At 32.9% G+C, this 22866-nt stretch carries 23 protein-coding genes; 13 read left to right on the top strand and 10 right to left on the bottom strand.

From position 1 onward, the window contains the following. The first annotated feature begins 634 nt into the window (after nucleotides 1-634). The 11 genes from thrS (at nucleotide 635) to FLP_RS19620 (ending at nucleotide 10707) form a co-directional block, all read left to right on the top strand. Entirely contained in the window at nucleotides 635-2581 is a 1947-nt protein-coding gene (gene thrS, locus FLP_RS19670; protein WP_065451172.1) for a threonine--tRNA ligase, read from the top strand. Nucleotides 2582-2597: 16 nt separating this feature from the next. After that, the gene (gene infC, locus FLP_RS19665; protein ID WP_371296044.1) at nucleotides 2598-3155 is read left to right on the top strand and encodes a translation initiation factor IF-3; all 558 of its coding nucleotides are present in this window, start codon (nucleotides 2598-2600) and stop codon (nucleotides 3153-3155) included. A gap of 98 nt (nucleotides 3156-3253) precedes the next feature. Next, entirely contained in the window at nucleotides 3254-3451 is a 198-nt protein-coding gene (gene rpmI / locus FLP_RS19660; protein ID WP_022827375.1) for a 50S ribosomal protein L35, read from the top strand. Between the two features lie 100 nt (nucleotides 3452-3551). Continuing rightward, on the top strand, nucleotides 3552-3896 hold the full coding sequence (gene rplT, locus FLP_RS19655) for a 50S ribosomal protein L20 (protein WP_041515545.1): 345 nt from the start codon (nucleotides 3552-3554) through the stop codon (nucleotides 3894-3896). 147 nt (nucleotides 3897-4043) lie between these two features. After that, the gene (locus tag FLP_RS19650) at nucleotides 4044-4616 is read left to right on the top strand and encodes a Crp/Fnr family transcriptional regulator (RefSeq protein WP_065451170.1); all 573 of its coding nucleotides are present in this window, start codon (nucleotides 4044-4046) and stop codon (nucleotides 4614-4616) included. 78 nt (nucleotides 4617-4694) lie between these two features. Continuing rightward, nucleotides 4695-5129 carry a carboxymuconolactone decarboxylase family protein gene (locus FLP_RS19645; protein ID WP_065451169.1) on the top strand — a complete coding sequence of 145 codons (435 nt, stop codon included), beginning with the start codon at nucleotides 4695-4697 and terminating at the stop codon, nucleotides 5127-5129. 174 nt (nucleotides 5130-5303) lie between these two features. Next, nucleotides 5304-7019, top strand: a complete 1716-nt coding sequence (locus FLP_RS19640) for a tetratricopeptide repeat-containing sensor histidine kinase (protein WP_065451168.1) — start codon at nucleotides 5304-5306, stop codon at nucleotides 7017-7019. Further along, nucleotides 7016-8791 (top strand): tetratricopeptide repeat-containing sensor histidine kinase, encoded by a 1776-nt coding sequence (locus FLP_RS19635; RefSeq protein ID WP_083195909.1) that lies wholly within the window; start codon nucleotides 7016-7018, stop codon nucleotides 8789-8791. The genes FLP_RS19640 and FLP_RS19635 overlap by 4 nt, the downstream gene beginning before the upstream one ends. Before the next feature lie 10 nt (nucleotides 8792-8801). Further along, the gene (locus tag FLP_RS19630; RefSeq protein WP_065451167.1) at nucleotides 8802-9470 is read left to right on the top strand and encodes a DNA-binding transcriptional response regulator; all 669 of its coding nucleotides are present in this window, start codon (nucleotides 8802-8804) and stop codon (nucleotides 9468-9470) included. A gap of 81 nt (nucleotides 9471-9551) precedes the next feature. Continuing rightward, the gene (locus FLP_RS19625) at nucleotides 9552-9806 is read left to right on the top strand and encodes a hypothetical protein (RefSeq protein WP_065451166.1); all 255 of its coding nucleotides are present in this window, start codon (nucleotides 9552-9554) and stop codon (nucleotides 9804-9806) included. Between the two features lie 97 nt (nucleotides 9807-9903). After that, nucleotides 9904-10707 carry an endonuclease/exonuclease/phosphatase family protein gene (locus tag FLP_RS19620; protein ID WP_065451165.1) on the top strand — a complete coding sequence of 268 codons (804 nt, stop codon included), beginning with the start codon at nucleotides 9904-9906 and terminating at the stop codon, nucleotides 10705-10707. Here the strand turns inward: FLP_RS19620 and FLP_RS19615 are convergent, their stop codons facing one another. From FLP_RS19615 to tgt, 10 genes are all read right to left on the bottom strand, one after another. Continuing rightward, nucleotides 10708-11967 carry an asparagine synthetase B gene (locus tag FLP_RS19615; RefSeq protein WP_065451164.1) on the bottom strand — a complete coding sequence of 420 codons (1260 nt, stop codon included), beginning with the start codon at nucleotides 11965-11967 and terminating at the stop codon, nucleotides 10708-10710. It lies immediately after the preceding gene. Between the two features lie 348 nt (nucleotides 11968-12315). Next, a complete protein-coding gene (locus tag FLP_RS19610; protein WP_065451163.1) occupies nucleotides 12316-12981 on the bottom strand; it encodes a response regulator transcription factor in 666 nt (221 codons plus the stop codon). A gap of 112 nt (nucleotides 12982-13093) precedes the next feature. Continuing rightward, nucleotides 13094-13885 (bottom strand): sensor histidine kinase, encoded by a 792-nt coding sequence (locus FLP_RS19605; RefSeq protein ID WP_065451162.1) that lies wholly within the window; start codon nucleotides 13883-13885, stop codon nucleotides 13094-13096. Then, a complete protein-coding gene (locus FLP_RS19600; RefSeq protein WP_243397559.1) occupies nucleotides 13882-14349 on the bottom strand; it encodes a hypothetical protein in 468 nt (155 codons plus the stop codon). The genes FLP_RS19605 and FLP_RS19600 overlap by 4 nt, the downstream gene beginning before the upstream one ends. A 164-nt stretch (nucleotides 14350-14513) precedes the next feature. After that, on the bottom strand, nucleotides 14514-14888 hold the full coding sequence (locus FLP_RS19595) for a hypothetical protein (RefSeq protein WP_065451160.1): 375 nt from the start codon (nucleotides 14886-14888) through the stop codon (nucleotides 14514-14516). A 131-nt stretch (nucleotides 14889-15019) separates the two neighbouring features. Next, entirely contained in the window at nucleotides 15020-16564 is a 1545-nt protein-coding gene (gene dnaB / locus FLP_RS19590; RefSeq protein ID WP_065451159.1) for a replicative DNA helicase, read from the bottom strand. Nucleotides 16565-16704: 140 nt separating this feature from the next. Further along, nucleotides 16705-17658: an acetyl-CoA carboxylase carboxyltransferase subunit alpha gene (locus tag FLP_RS19585; RefSeq protein ID WP_065451158.1), complete on the bottom strand. Its 954-nt coding sequence runs from the start codon at nucleotides 17656-17658 to the stop codon at nucleotides 16705-16707. Nucleotides 17659-17770: 112 nt separating this feature from the next. Then, the gene (locus tag FLP_RS19580; protein WP_065451157.1) at nucleotides 17771-18658 is read right to left on the bottom strand and encodes a DMT family transporter; all 888 of its coding nucleotides are present in this window, start codon (nucleotides 18656-18658) and stop codon (nucleotides 17771-17773) included. Next, complete coding sequence (locus FLP_RS19575; protein WP_065451207.1) at nucleotides 18645-19733, bottom strand: LptF/LptG family permease; 1089 nt, start codon at nucleotides 19731-19733, stop codon at nucleotides 18645-18647. The genes FLP_RS19580 and FLP_RS19575 overlap by 14 nt, the downstream gene beginning before the upstream one ends. A gap of 101 nt (nucleotides 19734-19834) precedes the next feature. Beyond that, on the bottom strand, nucleotides 19835-20965 hold the full coding sequence (gene tgt / locus FLP_RS19570) for a tRNA guanosine(34) transglycosylase Tgt (RefSeq protein WP_055091740.1): 1131 nt from the start codon (nucleotides 20963-20965) through the stop codon (nucleotides 19835-19837). 380 nt (nucleotides 20966-21345) lie between these two features. Here tgt and FLP_RS19565 point away from each other — a divergent pair, with 380 nt between their 5' ends. Continuing rightward, entirely contained in the window at nucleotides 21346-21669 is a 324-nt protein-coding gene (locus tag FLP_RS19565; protein WP_065451156.1) for a hypothetical protein, read from the top strand. 343 nt (nucleotides 21670-22012) lie between these two features. Continuing rightward, nucleotides 22013-22864 (top strand): transketolase, encoded by an 852-nt coding sequence (locus FLP_RS19560; RefSeq protein ID WP_065451155.1) that lies wholly within the window; start codon nucleotides 22013-22015, stop codon nucleotides 22862-22864. Nucleotides 22865-22866: the final 2 nt, after the last annotated feature.

Raw genomic sequence — 22866 nt, 5'->3', positions numbered from 1 at the left:
TTTGCTGGTTGCAAATGTAACTTCTGTTTTTAAATCTCACAAGCTTTTCTTAATCTTTTTTTGAAAATAAATTTTCAGTTTGATTCGTAATGCTTGTCAGTATTTCAGTGAACGTCTGTCGCTGTTGCGGGTGCAAAAGTAGACCCTTTATTTACATTTACAAGCCTTTTTATTATATATTTTCCATCTTTTTTATAAGTAACTGGTTGGGTGGTTTTTACAAGGCGAAGTTTTTTTAATCTTTGGCTGCTTTTGTTGGGTTTTGCCTGTTTTAGGTGGTTTTGCCACGAAGGCGCTAAGGCGCGAAGGTTTCTTTTTTTCTTGGCTTTGTTTTGAAAAAGTCGCAAAGTTGGGGGTTTTACTGTTTTTTTTAATCGCGCAATCCCGATAGCTATCGGGAAGCACAAAAGATTGTAGCGGATAGCGGGAAACAGCTCCTTATTAAAATACTAATTCTTCTCTAGAGAGCCCTTCTTGCAAATTATGGTCCCATTTACCCGCTTAATATATGTATAAAAAAGCATCAACTTTAGAATAACATTAATTCACTACATATATAATAGTATAAACATGCATATATATATTGTATGTATTTTAGTAATGCGCTATATTTGCATTCACAAAATTATAAACAATGATTAAGATTACTTTACCCGACGGGTCAATTAGAGAGTTTGCTTCAGGTGTAACTCCGATGGAGGTTGCTAAGAGCATTAGTGAAGGATTTGCAAGAAATGTGATTTCTGCGTCTTTTAATGGTACAACAATAGAAACCGAAACTCCATTGACGACCGACGGTAGTCTTATTTTATATACTTGGAATGATGCGGAAGGTAAAAAAGCTTTCTGGCACTCGACTTCGCATGTAATGGCGCAAGCGCTTGAGGAATTGTATCCTGGAATTAAATTAACTCTTGGACCTGCAATTTCTAACGGTTTTTATTATGATGTGGATTTTGAAGATCAAAAGATCACTGATGCTGACTTTAAAAAGATTGAAGATCGTGTTCTTGAAATTTCAAGAGGAAAACATGAATTTAAAATGCGTCCGGTTAGTAAAGCTGATGCTTTAGAACTATATAAAGATAACGTTTACAAGACTGAATTGATTTCGAATCTTGAAGACGGAACTATTACTTTTTGTGACCATGCTACTTTTACTGATTTATGTAGAGGTGGACATATCCCAAATACTGGTATCATCAAGGCTTTTAAAATCATGAGTGTTGCGGGTGCTTACTGGAGAGGTGATGAAAAAAACAAACAGTTGACTCGTGTTTACGGAACTTCTTTCCCTAAACAAAAAGATTTGACTGAATATCTTGAACTTCTGGAAGAGGCCAAACGTCGTGATCACCGCAAATTAGGTAAAGAACTTGAATTGTTTGCTTTCTCTCAGAAAGTTGGACAAGGACTTCCTTTATGGTTACCAAAAGGTGCTGCACTTAGAGATCGTTTAGAGCAGTTTTTGAAAAAAGCACAAAAGAAAGCAGGGTACGAACAAGTTGTTACTCCACATATTGGTCAAAAAGAACTTTATGTAACTTCTGGTCACTATGCGAAATATGGCGCTGATAGTTTTCAGCCAATACATACTCCTGCCGAAGGTGAAGAGTTTTTATTGAAACCGATGAACTGTCCTCACCACTGTGAGATCTACAATGTAAGACCTTGGTCGTATAAAGATTTACCTAAGCGTTATGCTGAATTTGGTACCGTATACAGATATGAACAATCTGGTGAATTGCATGGTTTAACTCGTGTAAGAGGGTTTACTCAGGATGATGCGCATATTTTTTGTACTCCGGAGCAATTAGACGAAGAATTCAAAAAGGTAATTGACCTGGTACTTTATGTATTTGGATCATTAGGTTTTGAAGACTTTACTGCTCAGATTTCGTTGAGAGACAAAGAGAACAGAGATAAGTATATAGGTACTGATGAAAACTGGGAAAAAGCTGAAAATGCAATTATCAATGCTGCTGCTGACAAAGGACTGAATACTGTTGTAGAATATGGCGAGGCTGCTTTTTATGGTCCGAAGCTTGACTTTATGGTTAAGGATGCCCTAGGAAGACAATGGCAATTGGGAACCATCCAGGTTGATTATAACCTTCCGGAACGTTTTGAATTAACTTATAAAGGCGCTGATAATGAATTACATCGCCCTGTTATGATTCACAGAGCTCCTTTTGGATCTATGGAACGCTTTATAGCAATTTTACTGGAGCATACAGCAGGAAATTTCCCACTTTGGCTTATGCCGGAACAGGCTATAATCTTGTCTTTGAGCGAGAAATACGAAATATATGCTAAAAAAGTTTTAGATTTGCTAGAAAATCACGAAATTCGCGCCCTAATTGACAACCGAAGCGAGACTATTGGCAAGAAAATTAGAGATGCTGAAATGCAAAAAATACCGTTTATGCTTATTGTAGGTGAGGAAGAGGAGAAAAACGGAACTATTTCGATCCGTCGTCACGGGCAAGAAGGAAAAGGGAATATTACAGTTACAATTGATGAATTTGTCGCTATTGTAAACGAAGAAATAAAAAAGACATTAAAAGTTTTTACAGTTTAACTTAAATTATAAAGTCATAGCAATAAGAAGCAACAGAGGTTACCAACCTCGAGTAGAAAAAAAAGATGCACACAGAATAAATAACCTTATTCGTGGTGTACAAGAAGTAAGACTAGTAGGCGAAAACATCGAACCAGGTGTATTTAAGCTTGCAGAAGCTTTACGTTTAGCGGATCAGTTCGAATTGGATTTGGTTGAAATTTCGCCAAACGCTGAGCCGCCGGTTTGTAAAATCATGGATTACAAGAAATTTGTTTACGAACAAAAGAAACGTGATAAGGTATTAAAAGCTAAATCAACGCAAGTTGTAGTAAAAGAGATTAGATTTGGTCCTCAGACAGATGAGCATGATTACGAATTTAAAAGAAAAAATGCTGAGAAGTTCCTAAAAGAAGGTGCTAAACTTAAAGCTTTTGTTTTCTTTAAAGGTCGTTCTATTATCTATAAAGATCAAGGACAAATTTTATTACTACGTTTGGCTACAGATTTAGAAGAGTACGGTAAAGTGGAAGCGATGCCGGTTTTGGAAGGAAAGAGAATGATTATGTTCATTGCTCCTAAAAAGAAGAAATAGTCTCAGTTTACAGTTTCAGTATTCAGTATCTGAGCCTGAAACTTTAAACTTGAAACAAAGATATAAGTAAGTAAGAATAAATTAAAACACTAGGAAAAATGCCTAAAATGAAAACAAAATCTAGCGCCAAGAAACGTTTCAAAGTTACTGGTTCTGGAAAGATTAAAAGAAAGCATGCTTTTAAAAGTCACATCTTGACTAAAAAATCTAAAAAACGTAAATTAGCTTTGACTCACTCAGCGCTAGTTCACAAAACAGATATGAAAAGCATCAAACAACAATTAAGAATTATCTAATAATTCTTTAGGTTAAAAATTATTTATATAACCTTGGAGTATGGCTTTTAAGTTCCTTTGATTTAATTCGGGACGCCTGCTACAAAAACACATTAAAATTATGCCAAGAGCAGTAAATTCAGTTGCCAAAAGAGCAAGAAGAAAAAAAATAATGAAGCAAGCCAAAGGTTTCTTTGGTAGACGTAAAAACGTTTGGACAGTTGCTAAGAATGCAGTAGAGAAAGCAATGTGCTACGCTTACCGCGATAGAAAACAAAACAAAAGAAATTTCCGTGCATTATGGATTCAACGTATCAACGCTGGAGCTAGACTGGAAGGAATGTCTTATTCTCAATTCATGGGTAAAGTAAAAGCTAACGGAATCGAATTGAACCGTAAAGTTCTTGCAGATTTAGCAATGAATCACCCTGAAGCTTTCAAAGCAATACTTAACAAAGTAAAATAAACGTTTTATAAACTCAATTTAGATTACTTACTTATCATAGAAAAACCATCCGCCACGGCGGATGGTTTTTTGCTTTTACGATCATTTTAAGTTCCCGTGTTTACGAATTAAATTTAAAAAGTACATTTGTACAGAATCACACATAACATGCACAAGTCACTTTTACAACATATTGAAAAGATCGTAGAACTAGAACCTATAGAAATTGACCTATTGGATTCTTGCTTAAGTGTATCTACTATTAAAAGAAAAGAACTTGTATTAGAAGAGGGTCAGATTTGCAATAAAATTTATTTTATAGTTAAAGGCTGTATGAGGCAGTATATTATTAATACTAAGGGAACAGAACAAACGCTTCAATTTGGCATTGAGAATTGGTGGATTACCGATTACTTAAGCTACCACAACTATATTCCCTCTCATTTTTACATACAGGCTGTAGAGCAATCAGAGGTAATTGCTATAGATAAATCAACTTTAGAATCTATTCTATTTCAGATTCCGAAACTGGAACGCTATTTTAGAATTGTAGCGCAAAAATCCTTTGGCGCTGCACAAATGCGAATCAAGTTTTTATTTACCATGTCGGCAGAAGAAAGGTATCATCACTTTAATGGTTTGTATCCTGAATTTGTTCAACGCGTTCCGCAATACATGCTTGCCTCCTATCTGGATTTCTCTGCTGAATTTATGAGTAAAATTAGAGCAGGCAAAATCTAGATTCATTTCTTGAAGTACTTCAAGTTTTTTAAAACATACATACAAGATCTTTGTATCAAACTTTAAAAAACAAGAAAAATGAAACCAAGAATCGTTATCCCAACAGTTGCTCCTGAAGCGTATGAAGCTTTAGTAAATTTAGAAAAATATAATGCAACTACCTCTGTAACTCCCATACAAAAAGAGCTAATAAAAATTCGTGCCTCGCAAATAAACGGCTGTGCATTTTGCCTTAACATGCATACTGCAGATGCGAGAAAATATGGCGAAACGGAAAAACGTATTTATCTCATTAGTGCCTGGCGTGAAGCCGATGTATTTACCGAAGAAGAAAAGGCAATACTAGCCTTAACAGAACAAATTACAATGATTACGAATCATGTTTCTGACGAAGTTTATCAGAATGCTGCACGCCTTTTTGATGACAAATATTTAGCAGAAATCATTATGATCATTATCACTATTAACTCCTGGAACAGATTGGCTATTGCAACAGGAATGAGAGCTGTGTAATTTAAAGAATTTCAATTTTGCATTATATATACGAACAATACCACAAATTAGATTGTATTGTTCGTATATACTTAAAAATCAACAAAAAGAAAGTTTTACAAATTAAACAAAATACCGTATTTCTACTCTTTTTTAAGAACTAAAATTCTTTATTTTTGGCGCATGATACCACGAATGATGCGGAACTTTTTTTTTATTATTTTTACTTTTCTATTTCTTTTTTCCTGCCAAAAGAAAACCAATACAACTCCAAAACAAAAAAGCACAAAACTTCAAATTGAAAAGTTAACTAAAGTTGCTGATAACTTCTATAACACAAATAATTTTGATAGTGCTTTCTATTACTACAACAAAGTAAAATTTATCTGCAACCCCGTAACTGATGCTTTAGATTATGTAAGCACTTTAAACAGAATGGCCGACATTCAGCAAAGTCAAGGTGATTATACGGGTAGTGAATCTACAGTTACTGAAGCATTACTTTATTTAAAATATATAAAAAACCAGCAATATGCATGGAACAGTTATGTCATTTTAAGTATTAATTACTTAAACACATACGACTATAAAAATGCAATATTATACAACCAAAAGGCTTTACAGTTGCAAACAGAGCCATGGAGAAATCTAGCCGCTAAAAATAATATCGCAGTGATTTTGATTGAAGAAGAAAAATACAAAGAGTCGCTCGAAATCTTCCTTTCTTTAATTACAAAAGAAGAAGTAATAAGCGATGATCTCTTTTATGCTAAAGCACTTGATAACGTTGGCTTCTGTTATTTTAAAATAAACCAACCCAAAAAAGCACTTTACTATTTAAATAAAAGCCTTAAAATAAGACAAAAGAAAGGTGATCCTTTTGATTTAGGAAAAAGCTATCTTCATTTGGCAAAATTCTATGAAAAAAGAAATTCTTCTCTGGCAAAAAAATATATGCTGCTAAGCTATAATCAATTTACCATTGCAAATAATACTGATGAAAGATTAACGTCACTAAAACTAATCATTCAGAATAGTTCTGACATAGCATTAAAAAAATATTCTACCAAATATGTTAATCTCGTTGACAGCATTTTTGAAGTGAGACAGAAAGTCAAAAATCAATTTGCACGTGTAAAATACGACTCTAAAAGAGAAAAGAACGAAAATTTAAAACTGAAAACCCATAAGGCAGAAAACGAACTACAACTGGAAAGACAGAAAAATCGAAATATAATTTCGTATATTATTATTGCCATCAGTTTGAGTTTAATAATAGTACTCTATTTATACCTGACTTCCCGAGGTAAGAAAGAAAAAATTGAAGCGACTTACAAAAGTGAGACCCGAATTGCAAAAAAACTACATGATGAACTTGCTAACGATATTTATCATACAATGGCATTTGTTGAAAACAAAAACCTTGCGCTAACAGAAAACAAGGAGCAGTTATTAAACAATCTTGATATTATATACTCCAGAACCAGAGATATATCGAAAGAAAATTGCGCTATTATTACCAATGAAAATTATGTTTTAGGTCTAAAAGAAATGATTTTAGAATTTAATACTTCTAACACTAGTATTATTCTAAATGATTTAGAAACAATTTCGTGGAATACTCTTGATAGAAGTAAAAAAACAACTGTATACAGAGTGCTTCAGGAACTACTTGTAAATATGAAGAAACATAGTAATGCCAATTTAGCCGTAATCAATTTTAAAGAAACGGACAAAAACATTATTATAAATTATAGTGATAACGGAAATGGAGCTGATTTGACACAATTATCTTTTAAAAACGGACTTCATAATGTTGAGAATAGAATTCAATCCATAAAAGGAAATGTCGAAATAGATTCACACCCCGGAAAAGGTTTTAAGGTCTTACTAAAAATCCCTTTATCATGATGAAAAAGATTTTCAGATTATTTCAGAATAAAACGGTTTTAAAATATCTTATGTCCATTCTCATTTTTTTAATAATAGGATGCGTGATTTATTTATTCAAATCTCCAAAATACGAGCCTACTATTAAAAGAAAACATAACAAATCTGAGATAAGAAAAGTTCTCAATAAAGCAGATATCCTTTTTGATTCCTACGAACTCAATAATTCATATGATTACTTTAATAAAGCACAATTGCTTTGCGATACTGATATATATTACATCGAGTATGTTTATGCAATTACCTGCATGGCCGCAATTGAACAAATGCAGGGTGATTTTGTTGCCAGTGAAATATTATTAACAAAGACACTTCCACATTTAAAAAAAATAAAAAAACCAAGGTTCGCAGCAAATGTCTACGAACAATTTGGTGCCAATTATTATTATACTTACGATTACAAAAATTCTCTTTTATACTATCAAAAAGCATTACATCTTAAAACCAGTACGTTTAGAAAAATAGTCGTTCTTAATAGTATTTCTCAAATATACCTGAAGCAGAACAAAGTAAAACTGGCAGAAAGCATATTAATTCCCTTATCAAAAATTAAAACGATTTGCAAAGAGAATAAAAACGTAAATGATTACGAATATGCGCGAATATTAGATGATTTAGGATTGTGTTATCATCAACAGGAAAAACCGGAAGCAATTAATTACTACAAAAAAGCTTTGGCAATACAACTAAGATTAAAAAACAACTATGCTCTTTTATATACCTATTTGCACATTGCCGAATATTTTCAATTAAGCAATCCACAAAAAGCACAGCCTTATGCAAAGAAAGCTTACTTTTTATCGAATGAACTAAATGATGCATCGAACAAACTTCAGAGCTTGAAATTACTAACAAAGACCAGCCATGGGCAAAACTTAAAACTATACACTACTCAATTTATCCAACTTTCTGATAGTATTGAGAAGACCAGAACGACGGCCAAAAATCAATTTGCCAGAATTAAATACTATTCTAAAAAAGATAAAGATGAAAACCTGCAATACAAAGCAGAAAAAGTAAAAAATGAGCTGCAGTTAGAAAGACAAAAAAATCGCAATATAATTTCTTACATCATTCTTTTTTTTACAGCTATATTCAGTTTATTTCTTTTTTTTTATTTAAGTATTAAGGGACGAAAAGAAAAAAATGATGCGATACTTAAAAGTGAGATACGAATTTCGAAAAAATTAAGTGCCGAGTTGGCTCATGATGTTTACAAAACATTAACCTTTGCAGAAAATATTGATCTGACAAAAGAAGATAATAAAGAAAAATTACTGAATAACCTTGATGCAATTTATGCAAGAACAAGAAATATTTCTAAAGAAAATTGCACTATTACTACTGGGAAACAGTATGCAAGCGATTTAAAAGAAATGATTTCCAGCTTTAAAACTCCTAAACTGAATATCTTATTAAATGGTTTTGATTTGATTTTATGGGATGATATTGAAAAAAATAAAAAAATAGTGCTTTACAGGATTTTACAGGAGCTATTTGTCAATATGAAAAAGCATAGAGAATCAACCTTGGTAAGTATTACTTTTAAAATAATCGAAAAAAATCTTATGATCATTTATAATGATAACGGGATTGGAACGAAAAATAGTACACCAAATTTGAAAAATGGATTGCAAAATGTGGAAAACCGTATTAAAACTATAAATGGAAATATTATTTTTGACAACAATTCAGAAAAAGGATTTAGATTAAGTTTTACCTTTCCTTTGTAAACACCATTATATGTACAAAAAAGTTTTAGTTGCCGAAGATTTAGACAGTATAAGCGTAGCCGTTATTCAAGTGCTTGAAGATTTACAAGTTCAAACAATTGATCATGTGAAATATTGTGATGATGGTTTATTAAAAATAAAAAAAGCATTGCTCGAAAACGAACCTTATGACTTACTCATAAGCGATTTATCTTTTAAGTCTGATCACCGTAATGTAACTCTTTCCAGCGGTGAAGAACTTATTGAAGCAGCAAATGAAGTTCAGCCTAAATTAAAAAAAATAGTTTTTTCTATTGAAGATAAATCCTATCGTATAAAATCTCTTTTTTACGATTTAAGTATTAATGCCTATGTTTCAAAAGGAAGAAACAGTATTACTGAATTAAGAAAAGCAATTGAAGGTACTTTTAGAAATGAAGAAAAAATACTTTCTTCAGATTTATCTTTTAGTTTTAATGATAAGGCTTTAATTGAAATTGAATCTTATGATATTTCGATTTTAAAACTTTTGGCTAAAGGTTATATCTTAGAAAATATTTCTAGTGAGTTTAAAGCTTCTTCAATAACACCAAACGGCACCAGCAGTATTGAGAAACGCATCAATAAATTAAAAATATATTTTAAAGCTAATAATAACGTACACTTAATTGCAATTGCAAAAGATTTTGGTTTGGTGTAAATTTTATAACTTTTTTACGGAATCCCGTAAGGAAATGACTTTTTATAGATTTAAGTTTGTGTAGAATTTATTAACCACCTAATGAAAGCTAAATATAAAATTAATTCAGGGAAACGTTTGCAGCAAATGTTTATCTCAAAAATTAATACCACTCAAAATAAAATCGTTATGAAAACTATGCTACTTTGTCTTTTTCTATCATTAAGTTTTGCATTCATTTCTGAAAAAACAGGCTGGCTCGAGATAGACTGGAAAATTATTTTCATACCAGCTCTTCTTGTTTTGCAAATAATCATCATAGGAACTGCTCTAAAGAACAGGTATAAAAAAGAATAATTGTATTTTATTTAACCATACAAACTAAGTTTTTTCATCTAAATAAACAGCTCGTCTAAAAATTTTAAATGCTTATATTTGAATTTTTATCTTTAGCATGAAATATATTTTAAGTTTTTTTCTTTTATTTTTTACTGTTCTCACCTTTTCACAAACCAAAATTCTATCCTGGAATTTAGAAAACTTTGGAAAATCTAAATCTGAATCTGAATTAAATTTTATTGCCAACACTCTTTTAGAGTATGATATTGTAGCAATTCAGGAAGTTGTTGCAGGTTACGGTGGCGCACAAGCTGTCGCTAAACTTGCCATGTTACTAAACGAAAAAGGAACTAAATGGGATTATTGTATTAGTAATCCAACAAGTGGTACCAGTTACAAAACAGAACGTTATGCTTTTCTTTGGAAAACCAGTAGAATCCAACTAAAAGGAAATCCTTGGTTAGAAAAACAATATCATCTTGAAATTGACAGGGAACCCTATTTTGCTACTTTTGAAATAAATAAAAAAACGGTTACACTGGTTAATTTCCATGCTATTACCAAAAGTAAGCAACCAGAAACCGAAATTAAGTACTTTAAGTTTCTGCCACTCGAATATCCTGCTCTAAATTTAGTATTTCTAGGCGATTTTAATTGCCCTCAATCCCACACGGTATTTAATCCTTTAAAGAAAATGGGCTACTCTCCTATTTTACAAAATCAAAAAACTACATTAAAACAGCAATGCAAAAGCAATATCTGTCTCGCATCTGAATTTGATAATATGTTTTACAAAGCAAGTGCTTTAGAATTTATTAATTCAGGTATACTTCCGTTTCACAAAAATTTTAATTCGCTAAAAGAAGCCAGAAGAATATCGGATCATATCCCTATTTGGTTCGAATTTTATTTGAAGTAATTATGTTTTTAATTTTTTCTTTTTTGCTGCAGGAAATAAAACATTATTCAGGATCAGGCGATATCCCGGGGAGTTGGGGTGCAGGTCTAAAACTGTAGGAGGATCTCCAACCTGATGCTGAAAATCTTCAGGATCATGGCCGCCAAAAAAAGTAAACATCCCTTTTCCTTTTTCGCCATGAATGTATCTTGATTCACCGTTAAGTTCACAGGTTCCCATTACTAAAACATTTGATTTTATTAATGCTGTATCAAATGATGTTGTTTGTCCCATAAAACCTTTTACTAATTGTGTATGATTTTGGCATAACATACTTGGAATTGGATCCCATTTTGCAGAAAATTCCATTAAAGAAAAATAATCTTTTTCCATCGGAATTCTGCGTTTATTGGTCATATCAATATCTGAAAACTCGTATACCTCAGGTTTTCTTTCTAATGTAAAATTTTTAAAAGCAAATGAGTTGCCGTAATCTAATTTAGACTGATAATTAGACTCACTCGCATCTCCATCAAACATAGCTTCGCAAATATCAACACCATCTGCCGAAAGTGCAATATCAAAGCTATCAGTTGCAGAGCACATAGCAAACATAAATCCACCGCCAATAACAAAATCCCGGATCTTTTTCGCAACTGCTCCTTTTTCTTGTGATACTTTGCTATAACCTAATTTTGCAGCAAGAGCTTCGGCATCTCTTTTTTGATCTATGTACCAGGGTGTATTTTTATATGCAGCATAAAATTTACCATATTGTCCCGTAAAATCTTCGTGATGCAAATGCAGCCAATCGTATAGCAGCAATTGATCACTTAAAACTTCTTCATCATAAATTGGTGTAAAAGGAATTTCGGCGTAGGTTAAAACCAATGTCACGGCATCATCCCAAGGCTGTTTTCCTTTTGGTGTATAAACGGCAATTTTAGGTGCTTTTTCAAGAATAACCGATTCCATATTTTGTGACGGACTTGAGATTTCGTTTAAAATCGAAGCCTCTTCAGTATCCGAAAGCACTTCAAAGCTTACTCCGCGAATCTTGCATTCTTTACGAATTTCGTCAGCATCAGGCAACAAAAAAGAGCCTCCACGATAATTAAGCAACCAACTTGCCTTATAATCTTTACTTAAACACCAATAGGTTATTCCGTATGCTTTTAGATGATTTTGCTGTGTGGTTTCGTCCATCGGAATTAAGATAAACGAAGCTTTTGCTGTTAATGAAAGTAGGAATATGAAAATATAAACTAAACTCTTATTCATTATAAAATTATTTTAGTAAAGATATAAAGTAAGCATTTAAAAACACAACAGATACGCTTGTTTTATATTTTTTTAAATATTAATTATGAATTTATGGCAAGCTAATTTCAATTGCAGTTTTCTCAAAATCAGGTAGAAACACCTATTTCATGAAAAATTATTATCATTACATTTGCTTTCCCGAATCATCAAACTAATCAATGAAAAAACCAAAAACCATGAAGTTTAATGATCATAAGAACCAACCAAAGGGAATGAATGTAATGCAAAAAATAGCCTTGTGCTTACTTGTAGTAACGATAGTATTGTACTATGTACTTTCAATTCAGTTTTTAACAAGTTGAATTTTTAAATTGTCAAAACTGCTATTTCGTTTTGAATAGCATATACTACTAATCCTGCAATATTTCTGGACTCTGTTTTTAGCAATAAATTGTTACGATGTCCCTCTACGGTTCGCGGGCTCAAATAAAGATGCTCGGCAATTTCTGTAGTCGTCTTTTGCAGGCAAATAAGCTGAAGAATTTCTATTTCGCGAGGCGATAGAAAACTTGTTTCTAAATTTCCTTTTGAATTTTTAGTAGAAATAATTGTTTCCTGAATTGTTTTCAGAACATTATCACAATAATAAAAACCTTTTTTTGAAACTTGGTTAATGGTGTGAATTAAATCCTTTGGTGTTGTATTCTTGATTAAGTAAGCAACAGCACCAACCTGAATCATATTTGCAATAAACGATTTTGTATCATAACTTGTTAAAGCAATTATTTTAATTTCGGGAAATAATTTTCGGATTATTTTTGTGGCTTCAACACCATTAAGAATAGGCATTTTCAAATCCATAATAATAATATCGGGTTTGATAATACTGTCATTTAAATTAGACAGAAGTTCTTCTCCGTTTGATGCTTCAAAAATAATATCGATATTATCTTCTCTTTGCAATAAAAAAGATATTCCTTTACGGAATAAAACTTCGTCATCTACTAAAGCAATTTTAATAGCGGCACTCATTTTTTATTTGATTTTGGTCGTTTGGTTCGTCGAAATTACAAAATCTCAAACGAAAACAGCCCCAGAATCTTAACATATTAAGCAAAAAGAGTGTTTGTTTATCAATTTTAACTTAAAAAGTGAAAATTACGGCAACTCCATTACCCTTTTCAGAGTTCATTTTTATCGTTCCATTCAAAAAAGAAATTCGGCTGTCGATATTTTTCATTCCTAATCCTTTCTGATTTTCAACATTTTCACTATCAAGTCCTACCCCGTTATCCTGATAATTGCAAGTAATAATCCCGTTTATATTTTTAAACGCAATGTATATTTCGGTCGCTTTTCCGTGACGTAAAGAATTATTCATCAATTCCTGCAAAATTCTAAACACATGCAAATGACGATCTATCTCTTTCTCATCAAAATCAACTTCATTCTCGTATTTTACTTTTACCGATTTACTGCTTTCAAATTCTTCACACAACTCTTCAATACCCGCATTAAGTCCAAATTTCTCAAAAACCGGAGGCAGTAAATTGTGGGCAATTTTTCTGGAATTCTCCAAAGCTTTTGCCGTTAGATTGATAATATTATCTGTAATTTCTTTTGTCTCAGCTTCTGTTAAATTAGGAGCAGAAAGTAAATGTGTATTTAATGAAACAATATTAAGTTTAGAACTGATATCATCGTGTAAATCCTGAGCAATTCTTTTTCGTTCTTCTTCCTGAGTAAAAATCACAGCGTGCAATTGTTCTTTTTGATATTGTAATATTAAATCTCTTTTCTCTAATTCTTTTTGAATAATTTTTTTCCTCGAAAAATAAAAAAACACTACCAAAAAAATGGCAACAACCATCAAAAAGCAAGAAGTATACAAAATAATCGCTACTATTTCTTTCTCATAATCCAGATTCGAACTCATATCTTAACATTCTTTTTTGAAAAACTCTTTATCCATTCAAATAAAATAAAAAAGTAATAAACAATAAATAAAAAAGCATTTAATCTCCAGCTAAGATATTTAATATCATCACTTAACCCTATTGTAAGATTACCTATTAAGAATAAAACTGTACTTCCAAACATATAGCCAATAACGCCTATTGTAAGATAGTAATATTGTTTATTTTCGGTAATCATATTATAAAAATGAATTAACGCAAAAACAACCGTTAATAAAGAAGTAATAGTAATTTGAAATAAATTAAACTTAAACTGCAGACCCGGATCGTAAACAATTCTGGCTACTAAAATTAATAATACAAAACATAAAGCGATCAAAACAAATTTTTTCTGAATTTCCTGCTTATATAACGATCTGTAAAACAATCCCAATAAGACCATCTGGCCAATAAAAAAGAGGTTCATGAGCAATAAATTGTTCATTTTTAAATGATAGAGGAACTCCATTCCAAATTGTACGAAGAGAGAAAACATTAAATAAAGCATAAAAAAAACATTAGCTTTTTCCTTTCGAAAAAAGCTAAATGAATATAAACCTACATTGATTACTAAGATAAAATAACCAAAATATATTAAAAAATCATCCATTAACTAAGCGGACTAGACGGGTCTCCATAAGGCGGACATGGGCGTGTTGCATCATAAACAACAGATCCTTCATTTTCAACTGCATCACCAGAAAAGAACACATCTCTGTAAATTCCTTTTTCGTCTTTTTTTGTTCCAACAAAAACCAAGACTTGTTCGCCTGCGGTATTAATTGCTTTATAAGCACGAACAGCATCTATTGGATGCTCTAATACTGATTTTAAAGTGGCTAACGGAATAAGGTAAGCTCCTGTTTTTTTTCCCAACTCATCTTGTTCGGCAGTGGCTTTACGATAATTTGCTGTCCAGGTTTCAGCAATAGACAATCCTACTTCTACACTTCCTAAGTTTTCGAAACTTTCTTCTTTTGACATAATATTTTTTTTTGGTTGTTAATTAATATGCAATTGTTGGAATCAATTGTTTGGCTAAACTACTCAATTTTATCAAAAAAGTTAACATTTAGGTGTAAAAAAAGCCTCATAAAAGAGGCTTAAATATTTTATTAAAACGGAACATCACTGTCATCATCATCGTCATTTAGGTTACTGCCAAATGCTTCATTAGGCGAAGGTAAATTTTTGGTTATGAATGGATTATCTTCATGATTCATTTTTGATGGTAAATCGTCATAACTACCAGAGAAATCATCAAGGTTATCAAACTTACCCAAGTGTCCTATAAATTTCAATCGAATGTTTTCGATACCACCATTACGGTGTTTAGCGATCATGATTTCTGCCTGACCAGCAGTTGGCGACGCCTCATCATCATCCCATTCTTCAATTTTGTAATATTCAGGTCGGTATAAGAACGAAACAATATCGGCATCCTGCTCAATCGCTCCAGATTCACGAAGATCCGATAGTAACGGACGTTTACTGGAACCACGCGTTTCAACCGCACGTGATAACTGTGACAGGGCAATTACCGGTACATTTAACTCTTTTGCCAGGGCTTTTAAGTTTCGGGAAATTGTCGAGATTTCCTGCTCACGGTTTCCTCCTCCTTTATTATTTCCACCGGCAGTCATCAATTGCAAATAATCGATAATGATAATCTTGATACCGTGCTGCGAAACTAAACGACGACATTTTGCTCTTAAATCGAAAATAGAAAGAGATGGTGTATCATCAATAAACAAAGGCGCTTTTTCTAAGTTTTTTACTTTGGTACTCAGCATTTCCCATTCGTGAGGTTCTAATTTACCAGTACGTAATTTCTCTGACGAAAGTCCTGTTTCTGATGAAATTAACCTGGTAATCAACTGAACTGAAGCCATCTCAAGAGAGAACAAAGCCACTCCATGCCCGTACTGAATAGCGATATTTCTCGCCATCGAAAGTACAAAGGCCGTTTTTCCCATCGCAGGTCTCGCCGCGATAATAATTAAATCCGAAGGCTGCCATCCCGAAGTTAGTTTATCCAGATTATGAAAACCTGTTTCAACACCACTTAAACCTTCTTGTTTTGCAATTTCTTCAATCTTCTTTTTAGCCTGAAGTACTAAACTCTGAGCAGTTTCAGAACTACGTTTGATATTTCCTTGCGTTACTTCATATAATTTAGATTCGGCCTGATCAAGCAAATCAAATACATCCGCAGTTTCATCATAAGATGCTTCGATAATTTCAGTCGAAATACGAATCAAACTTCTTTGAATAAACTTTTGAAGAATGATACGCGAGTGAAATTCGATATGCGCCGAAGATGCTATTTTTTGTGTAAGCTGAATTAAATAAAAATCTCCTCCGGCTAATTCTAATTTTCCATTTTTTTTCAACTGAGTCGAAACCGTCAACAAGTCAATTGGCTGCGTTTCTGTAAAAAGCTGAACGATTGCCTCAAAAATATATTTATGTGCTTCTTTATAAAAAGCATCCCCTTGCAAAATATCAATTACATCATCAACTCCTTTTTTATCAATCATCATCGCCCCAAGCACAGCTTCTTCTAAATCAAGAACTTGCGGAGGAAGTTTTCCTTTTTCTAAATTAATAATTGAGGGTTTATTTACCTTTGCGGGGTTTACACTTTTGAAATTTTCCATATGGCGAAAGTAGCGAAATTTAAAAAAAGATCGCTATTGAGTTATAACTATTAATTGTTTATAAATAAGATCATTTTGTTGATAACCAAAAAAAAATCCGAAACTGTAAGGCTTCGGATTTTAAATCGTTTTACATGAATTTACTCTTTATACTCGCCCATATTACTGTATTTGTCCATTCTTTGGGCAATTAAGTCGGCTGTTGATAAGTCTTTCAATTCATTATATCCTTTGGTGATGTATTCTGCTACTGTTTTAAAAGTAGTTTCGCGATCGTAATGCGCTCCACCCAGCGGTTCTGGTATTACATCATCCACTAATTTTTGTTTTTTCATATCAGATGAAGTCAATTTTAAAGCATCTGCAGCACGTTCTTTGTACTCCCAGCTTTTCCATAAAATAGACGAACACGATTCTGGCGAAATTACCGAGTACCATGTATTTTCTAACATGTAAACTTTATCACCAACACCAATTCCTAAAGCTCCTCCAGAAGCACCTTCACCAACGATAATCGTGATAATTGGCACTTGTAAACGAACCATTTCGAAAATGTTTCTGGCAATAGCTTCTCCTTGTCCTCTTTCTTCTGCTTCAAGTCCTGGGTATGCACCCGGAGTATCAACTAAAGTTAAAACCGGAATTCCGAATTTCTCTGCCATTTTCATCAAACGCAAAGCTTTACGGTATCCCTCCGGATTTGCCATACCAAAATTACGGTACTGACGTGTTTTTGTATTAAAACCTTTTTGCTGACCCACGATCATAAACGATTGTCCGTTTACTTTTCCTAGTCCGCCCACCATCGCTTTATCATCTTTAAAATTTCTGTCTCCATGAAGTTCTAAAAATGTATCTCCGCAAATTGCTCTGATATAATCTAAAGTATAAGGTCTGTTTGGATGCCTTGATAGCTGAACTCGTTGCCAAGCCGTAAGGTTTTTGTATATTTCTTTCTTAGTTTCTTCTAATTTTTTGTTGATTTCCTTGCAGGTAGGTGTTACATCAACATCAGATTCTTTTCCAATTATAACACACTTTTCTAACTGTTCTTCAAGTTCTTTTATTGGAAGCTCAAAATCTAAATATTCCATGGATTTTTGAATTTTGTTTGTAAATCGAACCGCAAATATAAAAATATTATATCATTGGTGTGATTAAATCGTATTTAAAATGTAAAAATGTAATTTAAAAATAAGGAAATTATTACACTTCTTTCTTATTTTTATAATTTTTAAAAACGCCGTTTAAGATAACTGTAATTACAATTATCAGAGCGCCAATATAAAATTCTGTACTCATTTTTTCTTTTCCGCCCAAGATAAAATAGGCCAGAATAATTCCGTAAACAGGCTCTAAATTAGTCGTTAACATTACGGTATAAGGCGTTAGTTTCTGCATTACTTTTACAGATGCCGTAAATGCATAAGCAGTACAAACTGATGCCAAAACCAATAGCAGAATCCAGTTGTTTAATGACATGGTAAAGAAATCAGCATTGAATTTTCCTTGTATTAAAAAATAAACTGAAATAAAGAAAACTCCTGCTCCAAACTCATAAAACGTAATTACCGACGGTTCATGATCAGAAATTAACTTACCATTCATTAAGGTAAACAAAACTCCCAGAATAATAGAAGCCAGGGCATAATACATTCCTACCAGGTATTTTACTTCTACGCGCATTATTAATGCTAAACCTGCTATAATAATTAACCCGAAGAAAACTTCATAAAATAAAATTTTTCTTCCGTAAAAAAGCGGCTCCAGTAAAGATGCAAAAAAAGCACCCAACGAAAATATCGAAAGTGTTATTGAAACATTCGAAACATGAATGGCCTTAAAAAAGAAAATCCAATGCATTGCAATTAGCAATCCAACAAAAATTAATTTAGCAAAGGACGTGGCCGAAATCACAAAAGATTGCTTCTTGTAAACTATAAAAGCAGCAAGAAAAACACCTGCAAGAAGCATTCTAAACCATACCAGATTTTCAGCATCAATAGTAATCAAAGCGCCAAGAACAGCCGTAAAGCCCCAAATAAAAACAATTAAATGAAGATTTAAATAACTTTTTAAATTATCGTTTCGCATTACGTAATAGGTAAACTGCCAGAATTCCGAAAACAATATTCGGGAACCAGACAGCAAATAAAGGTGAGAAAGTAGATTTTTCGGCAAGGGTACCGAATATTTTATCAAAAAATACGAATGAAAATGCAATTGCAATACCAATCGCAAGATTCGTTCCCATACCACCGCGTCGTTTCATAGACGAAACTGCTACGGCAATAATGGTCAGGATAAAAGCCGAAACCGGTACGCTGTATTTTTTATATAGTACGACTAAATAAGTATTAATATTTCCTGAACCTCTTTTACGTTCTTTCTCGATAAAATCAATCAGCTTGCCTAACGGAAGCGTCTCGGCAATATATACCACTGGAGTTAAATCGGCCAGTTCAAATTTGAAAGCCACATTTTTCTCAGGTACTTTTTCTATTTTATCATTCAGTTCGCCAAGGGTTCTTTTGGTATAATCGTACAAAATATAAATCTTCTTTTTAGGATCCCATTTTATACGGCTGGCAGTAATTTTATACGTTAACTGCTCTTTTTCAAAATGTTCCAATGTAAAATTAAAAGCCGTTTTAGACTCTTCATTAAAACTATTTACAAAAATAAAATCGTTGTCATTAATTTGCCTGTACACATTGGTATTCTCTCCGCGCATCAGCTGTTTTCCGTTTCCTTTTAGATAGGTATACCTAAAATTATTAAAACCTTCACTGGCAGCCGGAACAATGAAAAACCCCATTAAAAGCACAAAAACCGAAACGATAGAAGCACCAATAATATAAGGACGAAGAAAACGCGTAAATGAAATTCCAGAACTTAAAATCGCAATAATCTCAGTATTATTAGCCAATTTTGAGGTAAACCAAATTACCGATAAAAACAAGAATATCGGAAATAGAGAGTTCGCAAAATAAATTGTAAAATTGTAATAATAGACCGCAATTGCAGTAAAAGGAATCTTGTTCTCCAACATTTTATTCACCTTTTCAGAGACGTCAATTACAATTCCAATCGGAATAAATAATAAGATCATCACTGAGAAAGTGGCTAAATATCTTTTTAAAATATACTTATCTATTATAGTCAGCATAAAACTTTTAGTTTCAAGTTTAAAAGTTTCAAGTTTCAAGTTTCAGGTTTCACGTTCTCAACTGAACCTGAAACCTGAAACAAAAATAACCTGAAACTCTTTTATAGTCTTTGGCTCATGTTTTTAACCATCATTTCTTTCCATGGTCTAAAATCTCCTGCTAAGATATGTTTTCTGGCTTCACGAACCAACCACATATAAAAGCCAAGATTATGAATCGTAGCAATTTGTTTTCCTAAATATTCGTTGGCAGCAAATAAATGGCGTAAATAGGCTTTCGTATATTCAGTATCTACAAAAGTATGTCCCATTTCGTCGATTGGCGAAAAATCAGCTTCCCATTTTTTATTTTTAATGTTGATTGTTCCGTTTGCCGTAAACAACATACCGTTTCTGGCATTACGAGTTGGCATCACACAATCGAACATATCAATACCTAACGCAATATTTTCTAAAATATTAATTGGAGTTCCTACTCCCATCAAATAACGAGGTTTGTCTTCGGGTAAAATTTCGCAAACCACTTCGGTCATCGCGTACATTTCCTCAGCAGGTTCACCTACAGATAAACCACCAATGGCGTTACCCTGCTGTCCTGAATTGGCAATATATTCAGCAGATTGCTGACGTAAATCTTTGTAAGTACTTCCCTGAACAATTGGGAAAAAAGTTTGCTCATAACCATATTTATAAGGCACTTTATCCAAATGGTTGATACAACGGTCTAACCAACGGTGCGTCATGTGCATCGAACGTTGTGCATACCTGTAATCGCAAGGATAAGGCGTACATTCATCAAAAGCCATAATGATATCAGCCCCAATTGTACGTTGAATTTCCATTACGCTTTCCGGTGAAAAAAAGTGGTAGGAACCATCAATATGCGATTTAAACTTTACTCCTTCTTCTTTAATTTTTCTGTTATTCGAAAGAGAATACACCTGATATCCACCAGAATCAGTCAAAATATTACGATCCCAATTCATGAATTTATGCAATCCACCCGCTTTTTCAAGAATTTCAGTCTGCGGACGTAAATATAAATGATAGGTATTCCCAAGGATAATATCCGGATTAATATCTTCTTTTAGCTCGCGCTGGTGTACTCCTTTTACAGATGCAACCGTCCCGACAGGCATAAAAATAGGCGTTTCGATTACGCCGTGATCTGTAGTAATACTTCCCGCTCTCGCTTTAGATTGCGGATCTTTTTTCAATAAATCAAACTTCATCTGTTTCTTTTTTCAGTCGGCAAAGATAGGTTAATTTGAGGAAAATTTAATTAATTAGATAATTTGTCGATTATATAATTAGATAATGATTTTTACTTGCCTAAAAGTTTGAAATTTGGAATTTACAAAAATTGGAATTTATTCTTTTTGGGCGTTCCCTTCGGTCGGGCTATTCGCTACAAGTCCTCGCACTTCCTTCGTCAGGCTCCGGGCTTTTCACTTCTATCCCTAACGCAAATATGCAGCAGCTTTTCGATAAATAACACAAATGTAAAAGTTACAACAATCGCATTATCAAAATGTAACATACCACGCACATTAGTTTCTTAACTTTAATCCTACATTAAAATGAAATTTATAACAATTAAAATATAGTCATCATGATAAATTCAGAAGAAAAAACTCCCGTAGATTTAGATCAAATTAAAGATGATCAGATTGAAAAAAATCTTGAAAATTTAGATTATCCTGCAAACGAAGACATTTACAATCAGGAAGAAAAACTGGAAGACATCGATCCGGAAGGGATTTCAGGTGAAAGAACAGTCATTCAAAACGATAACAACGACAATGAATGGAAACAAAATAGTGACAAACTCGGAAACGATTTAGATATTCCAGGCTCAGAACTTGATGATGAGCAGGAAGAAATTGGTTCTGAAGATGAAGAAAATAATTTTTATAGCGAAGGCGATACGGAATAAGCCCTTTTTTGTCCCAAATTACAAGAATTACAATAGATTTTTGCCACAGATTTCAAGTTAATAGATTTTTCTAAATCAATTTAATCTTGTAATCTGTGGCATTTTTTATGCAAAATGTTATTTTTTTCAACAAAAAAGTGGATTGATATTTGGATTTTTTTTCAAATGATTTTAATCGTTTCAACTTCTAACAAACTTTTTTCTTTCAAGAAGTTTTCTTTTTTTTCTAAATCAACAAAAAAAGGTTCAAAATTTAACAATTTCAGCAAACTAAACCCAAAAATCATTTGTCAGCCCGCAAAATAAAAATTACTTTTGCACCAGTTTAACTTTTACACATAAAATGAAGCCTAACACACAACAATTAAGCGATTTAACTATCCAAGTAAGAAGAGATATTCTTCGAATGGTACATGCTGTCAACTCAGGTCACCCAGGTGGTTCACTAGGTTGTACTGAATTTTTGGTAACTCTATACCAAAACATTATGGAGCGTAAAGAAGGTTTTGATATGGACGGAATTGGAGAAGACATTTTCTTCCTTTCAAACGGACACATTTCTCCTGTATTTTATAGCGTACTAGCACGTAGCGGTTATTTCCCTGTTTCAGAACTTGCAACTTTTAGATTATTAAACTCTCGTTTACAAGGGCACCCAACAACTCACGAAGGATTGCCTGGAATTCGTATGGCTTCTGGTTCATTAGGACAAGGTTTATCTGTAGCTCTTGGTGCTGCACAAGCAAAAAAATTAAACGGTGATAATCACTTAATCTATACTTTACACGGAGATGGTGAATTACAAGAAGGTCAAAACTGGGAAGCGATCATGTATGCTTCTGCTAAAAAAGTAGACAACCTTATTGCAACTGTTGACGTTAACGGAAAACAAATTGATGGTACAACTGACGAAGTTTTAGCAATGGGAAGTATCCGTGCAAAATTTGAAGCTTTTGACTGGGACGTTCTTGAAATTAAAGAAGGAAACAATATCGATGCTATCATTGCAGGTTTAACAGATGCAAAATCAAGAACAGGAAAAGGAAAACCAGTTTGTATTTTACTATATACTGAAATGGGTAACGGAGTTGATTTTATGATGCACACTCACGCATGGCATGGTAAAGCACCTAACAATGACCAATTAGAAAGTGCTTTGGCTCAAAACTATTCTGCAGATCAAATCGATTACTAAAA

The sequence above is a fragment of the Flavobacterium piscis genome (assembly GCF_001686925.1).
In the GTDB taxonomy this organism is placed as follows: domain Bacteria; phylum Bacteroidota; class Bacteroidia; order Flavobacteriales; family Flavobacteriaceae; genus Flavobacterium; species Flavobacterium piscis.
Note: the sequence above shows the minus strand (reverse complement) of the source record. Positions and strands in the feature narration are given on the sequence as shown.

Bases quoted from the DNA above. Each gene is read 5' to 3' on its own strand.
- thrS (WP_065451172.1), top strand. From the start codon at position 635: ATGATTAAGATTACTTTACCCGACGGGTCAATTAGAGAGTTTGCTTCA.
- rpmI (WP_022827375.1), top strand. From the start codon at position 3,254: ATGCCTAAAATGAAAACAAAATCTAGCGCCAAGAAACGTTTCAAAGTT.
- rplT (WP_041515545.1), top strand. From the start codon at position 3,552: ATGCCAAGAGCAGTAAATTCAGTTGCCAAAAGAGCAAGAAGAAAAAAA.
- FLP_RS19650 (WP_065451170.1), top strand. From the start codon at position 4,044: ATGCACAAGTCACTTTTACAACATATTGAAAAGATCGTAGAACTAGAA.
- FLP_RS19645 (WP_065451169.1), top strand. From the start codon at position 4,695: ATGAAACCAAGAATCGTTATCCCAACAGTTGCTCCTGAAGCGTATGAA.
- FLP_RS19640 (WP_065451168.1), top strand. From the start codon at position 5,304: ATGATGCGGAACTTTTTTTTTATTATTTTTACTTTTCTATTTCTTTTT.
- FLP_RS19635 (WP_083195909.1), top strand. From the start codon at position 7,016: ATGATGAAAAAGATTTTCAGATTATTTCAGAATAAAACGGTTTTAAAA.
- FLP_RS19630 (WP_065451167.1), top strand. From the start codon at position 8,802: ATGTACAAAAAAGTTTTAGTTGCCGAAGATTTAGACAGTATAAGCGTA.
- FLP_RS19625 (WP_065451166.1), top strand. From the start codon at position 9,552: ATGAAAGCTAAATATAAAATTAATTCAGGGAAACGTTTGCAGCAAATG.
- FLP_RS19620 (WP_065451165.1), top strand. From the start codon at position 9,904: ATGAAATATATTTTAAGTTTTTTTCTTTTATTTTTTACTGTTCTCACC.
- FLP_RS19615 (WP_065451164.1), bottom strand. From the start codon at position 11,967: ATGAATAAGAGTTTAGTTTATATTTTCATATTCCTACTTTCATTAACA.
- FLP_RS19610 (WP_065451163.1), bottom strand. From the start codon at position 12,981: ATGAGTGCCGCTATTAAAATTGCTTTAGTAGATGACGAAGTTTTATTC.
- FLP_RS19605 (WP_065451162.1), bottom strand. From the start codon at position 13,885: ATGAGTTCGAATCTGGATTATGAGAAAGAAATAGTAGCGATTATTTTG.
- FLP_RS19600 (WP_243397559.1), bottom strand. From the start codon at position 14,349: ATGAACAATTTATTGCTCATGAACCTCTTTTTTATTGGCCAGATGGTC.
- FLP_RS19595 (WP_065451160.1), bottom strand. From the start codon at position 14,888: ATGTCAAAAGAAGAAAGTTTCGAAAACTTAGGAAGTGTAGAAGTAGGA.
- dnaB (WP_065451159.1), bottom strand. From the start codon at position 16,564: ATGGAAAATTTCAAAAGTGTAAACCCCGCAAAGGTAAATAAACCCTCA.
- FLP_RS19585 (WP_065451158.1), bottom strand. From the start codon at position 17,658: ATGGAATATTTAGATTTTGAGCTTCCAATAAAAGAACTTGAAGAACAG.
- FLP_RS19580 (WP_065451157.1), bottom strand. From the start codon at position 18,658: ATGCGAAACGATAATTTAAAAAGTTATTTAAATCTTCATTTAATTGTT.
- FLP_RS19575 (WP_065451207.1), bottom strand. From the start codon at position 19,733: ATGCTGACTATAATAGATAAGTATATTTTAAAAAGATATTTAGCCACT.
- tgt (WP_055091740.1), bottom strand. From the start codon at position 20,965: ATGAAGTTTGATTTATTGAAAAAAGATCCGCAATCTAAAGCGAGAGCG.
- FLP_RS19565 (WP_065451156.1), top strand. From the start codon at position 21,346: ATGATAAATTCAGAAGAAAAAACTCCCGTAGATTTAGATCAAATTAAA.
- FLP_RS19560 (WP_065451155.1), top strand. From the start codon at position 22,013: ATGAAGCCTAACACACAACAATTAAGCGATTTAACTATCCAAGTAAGA.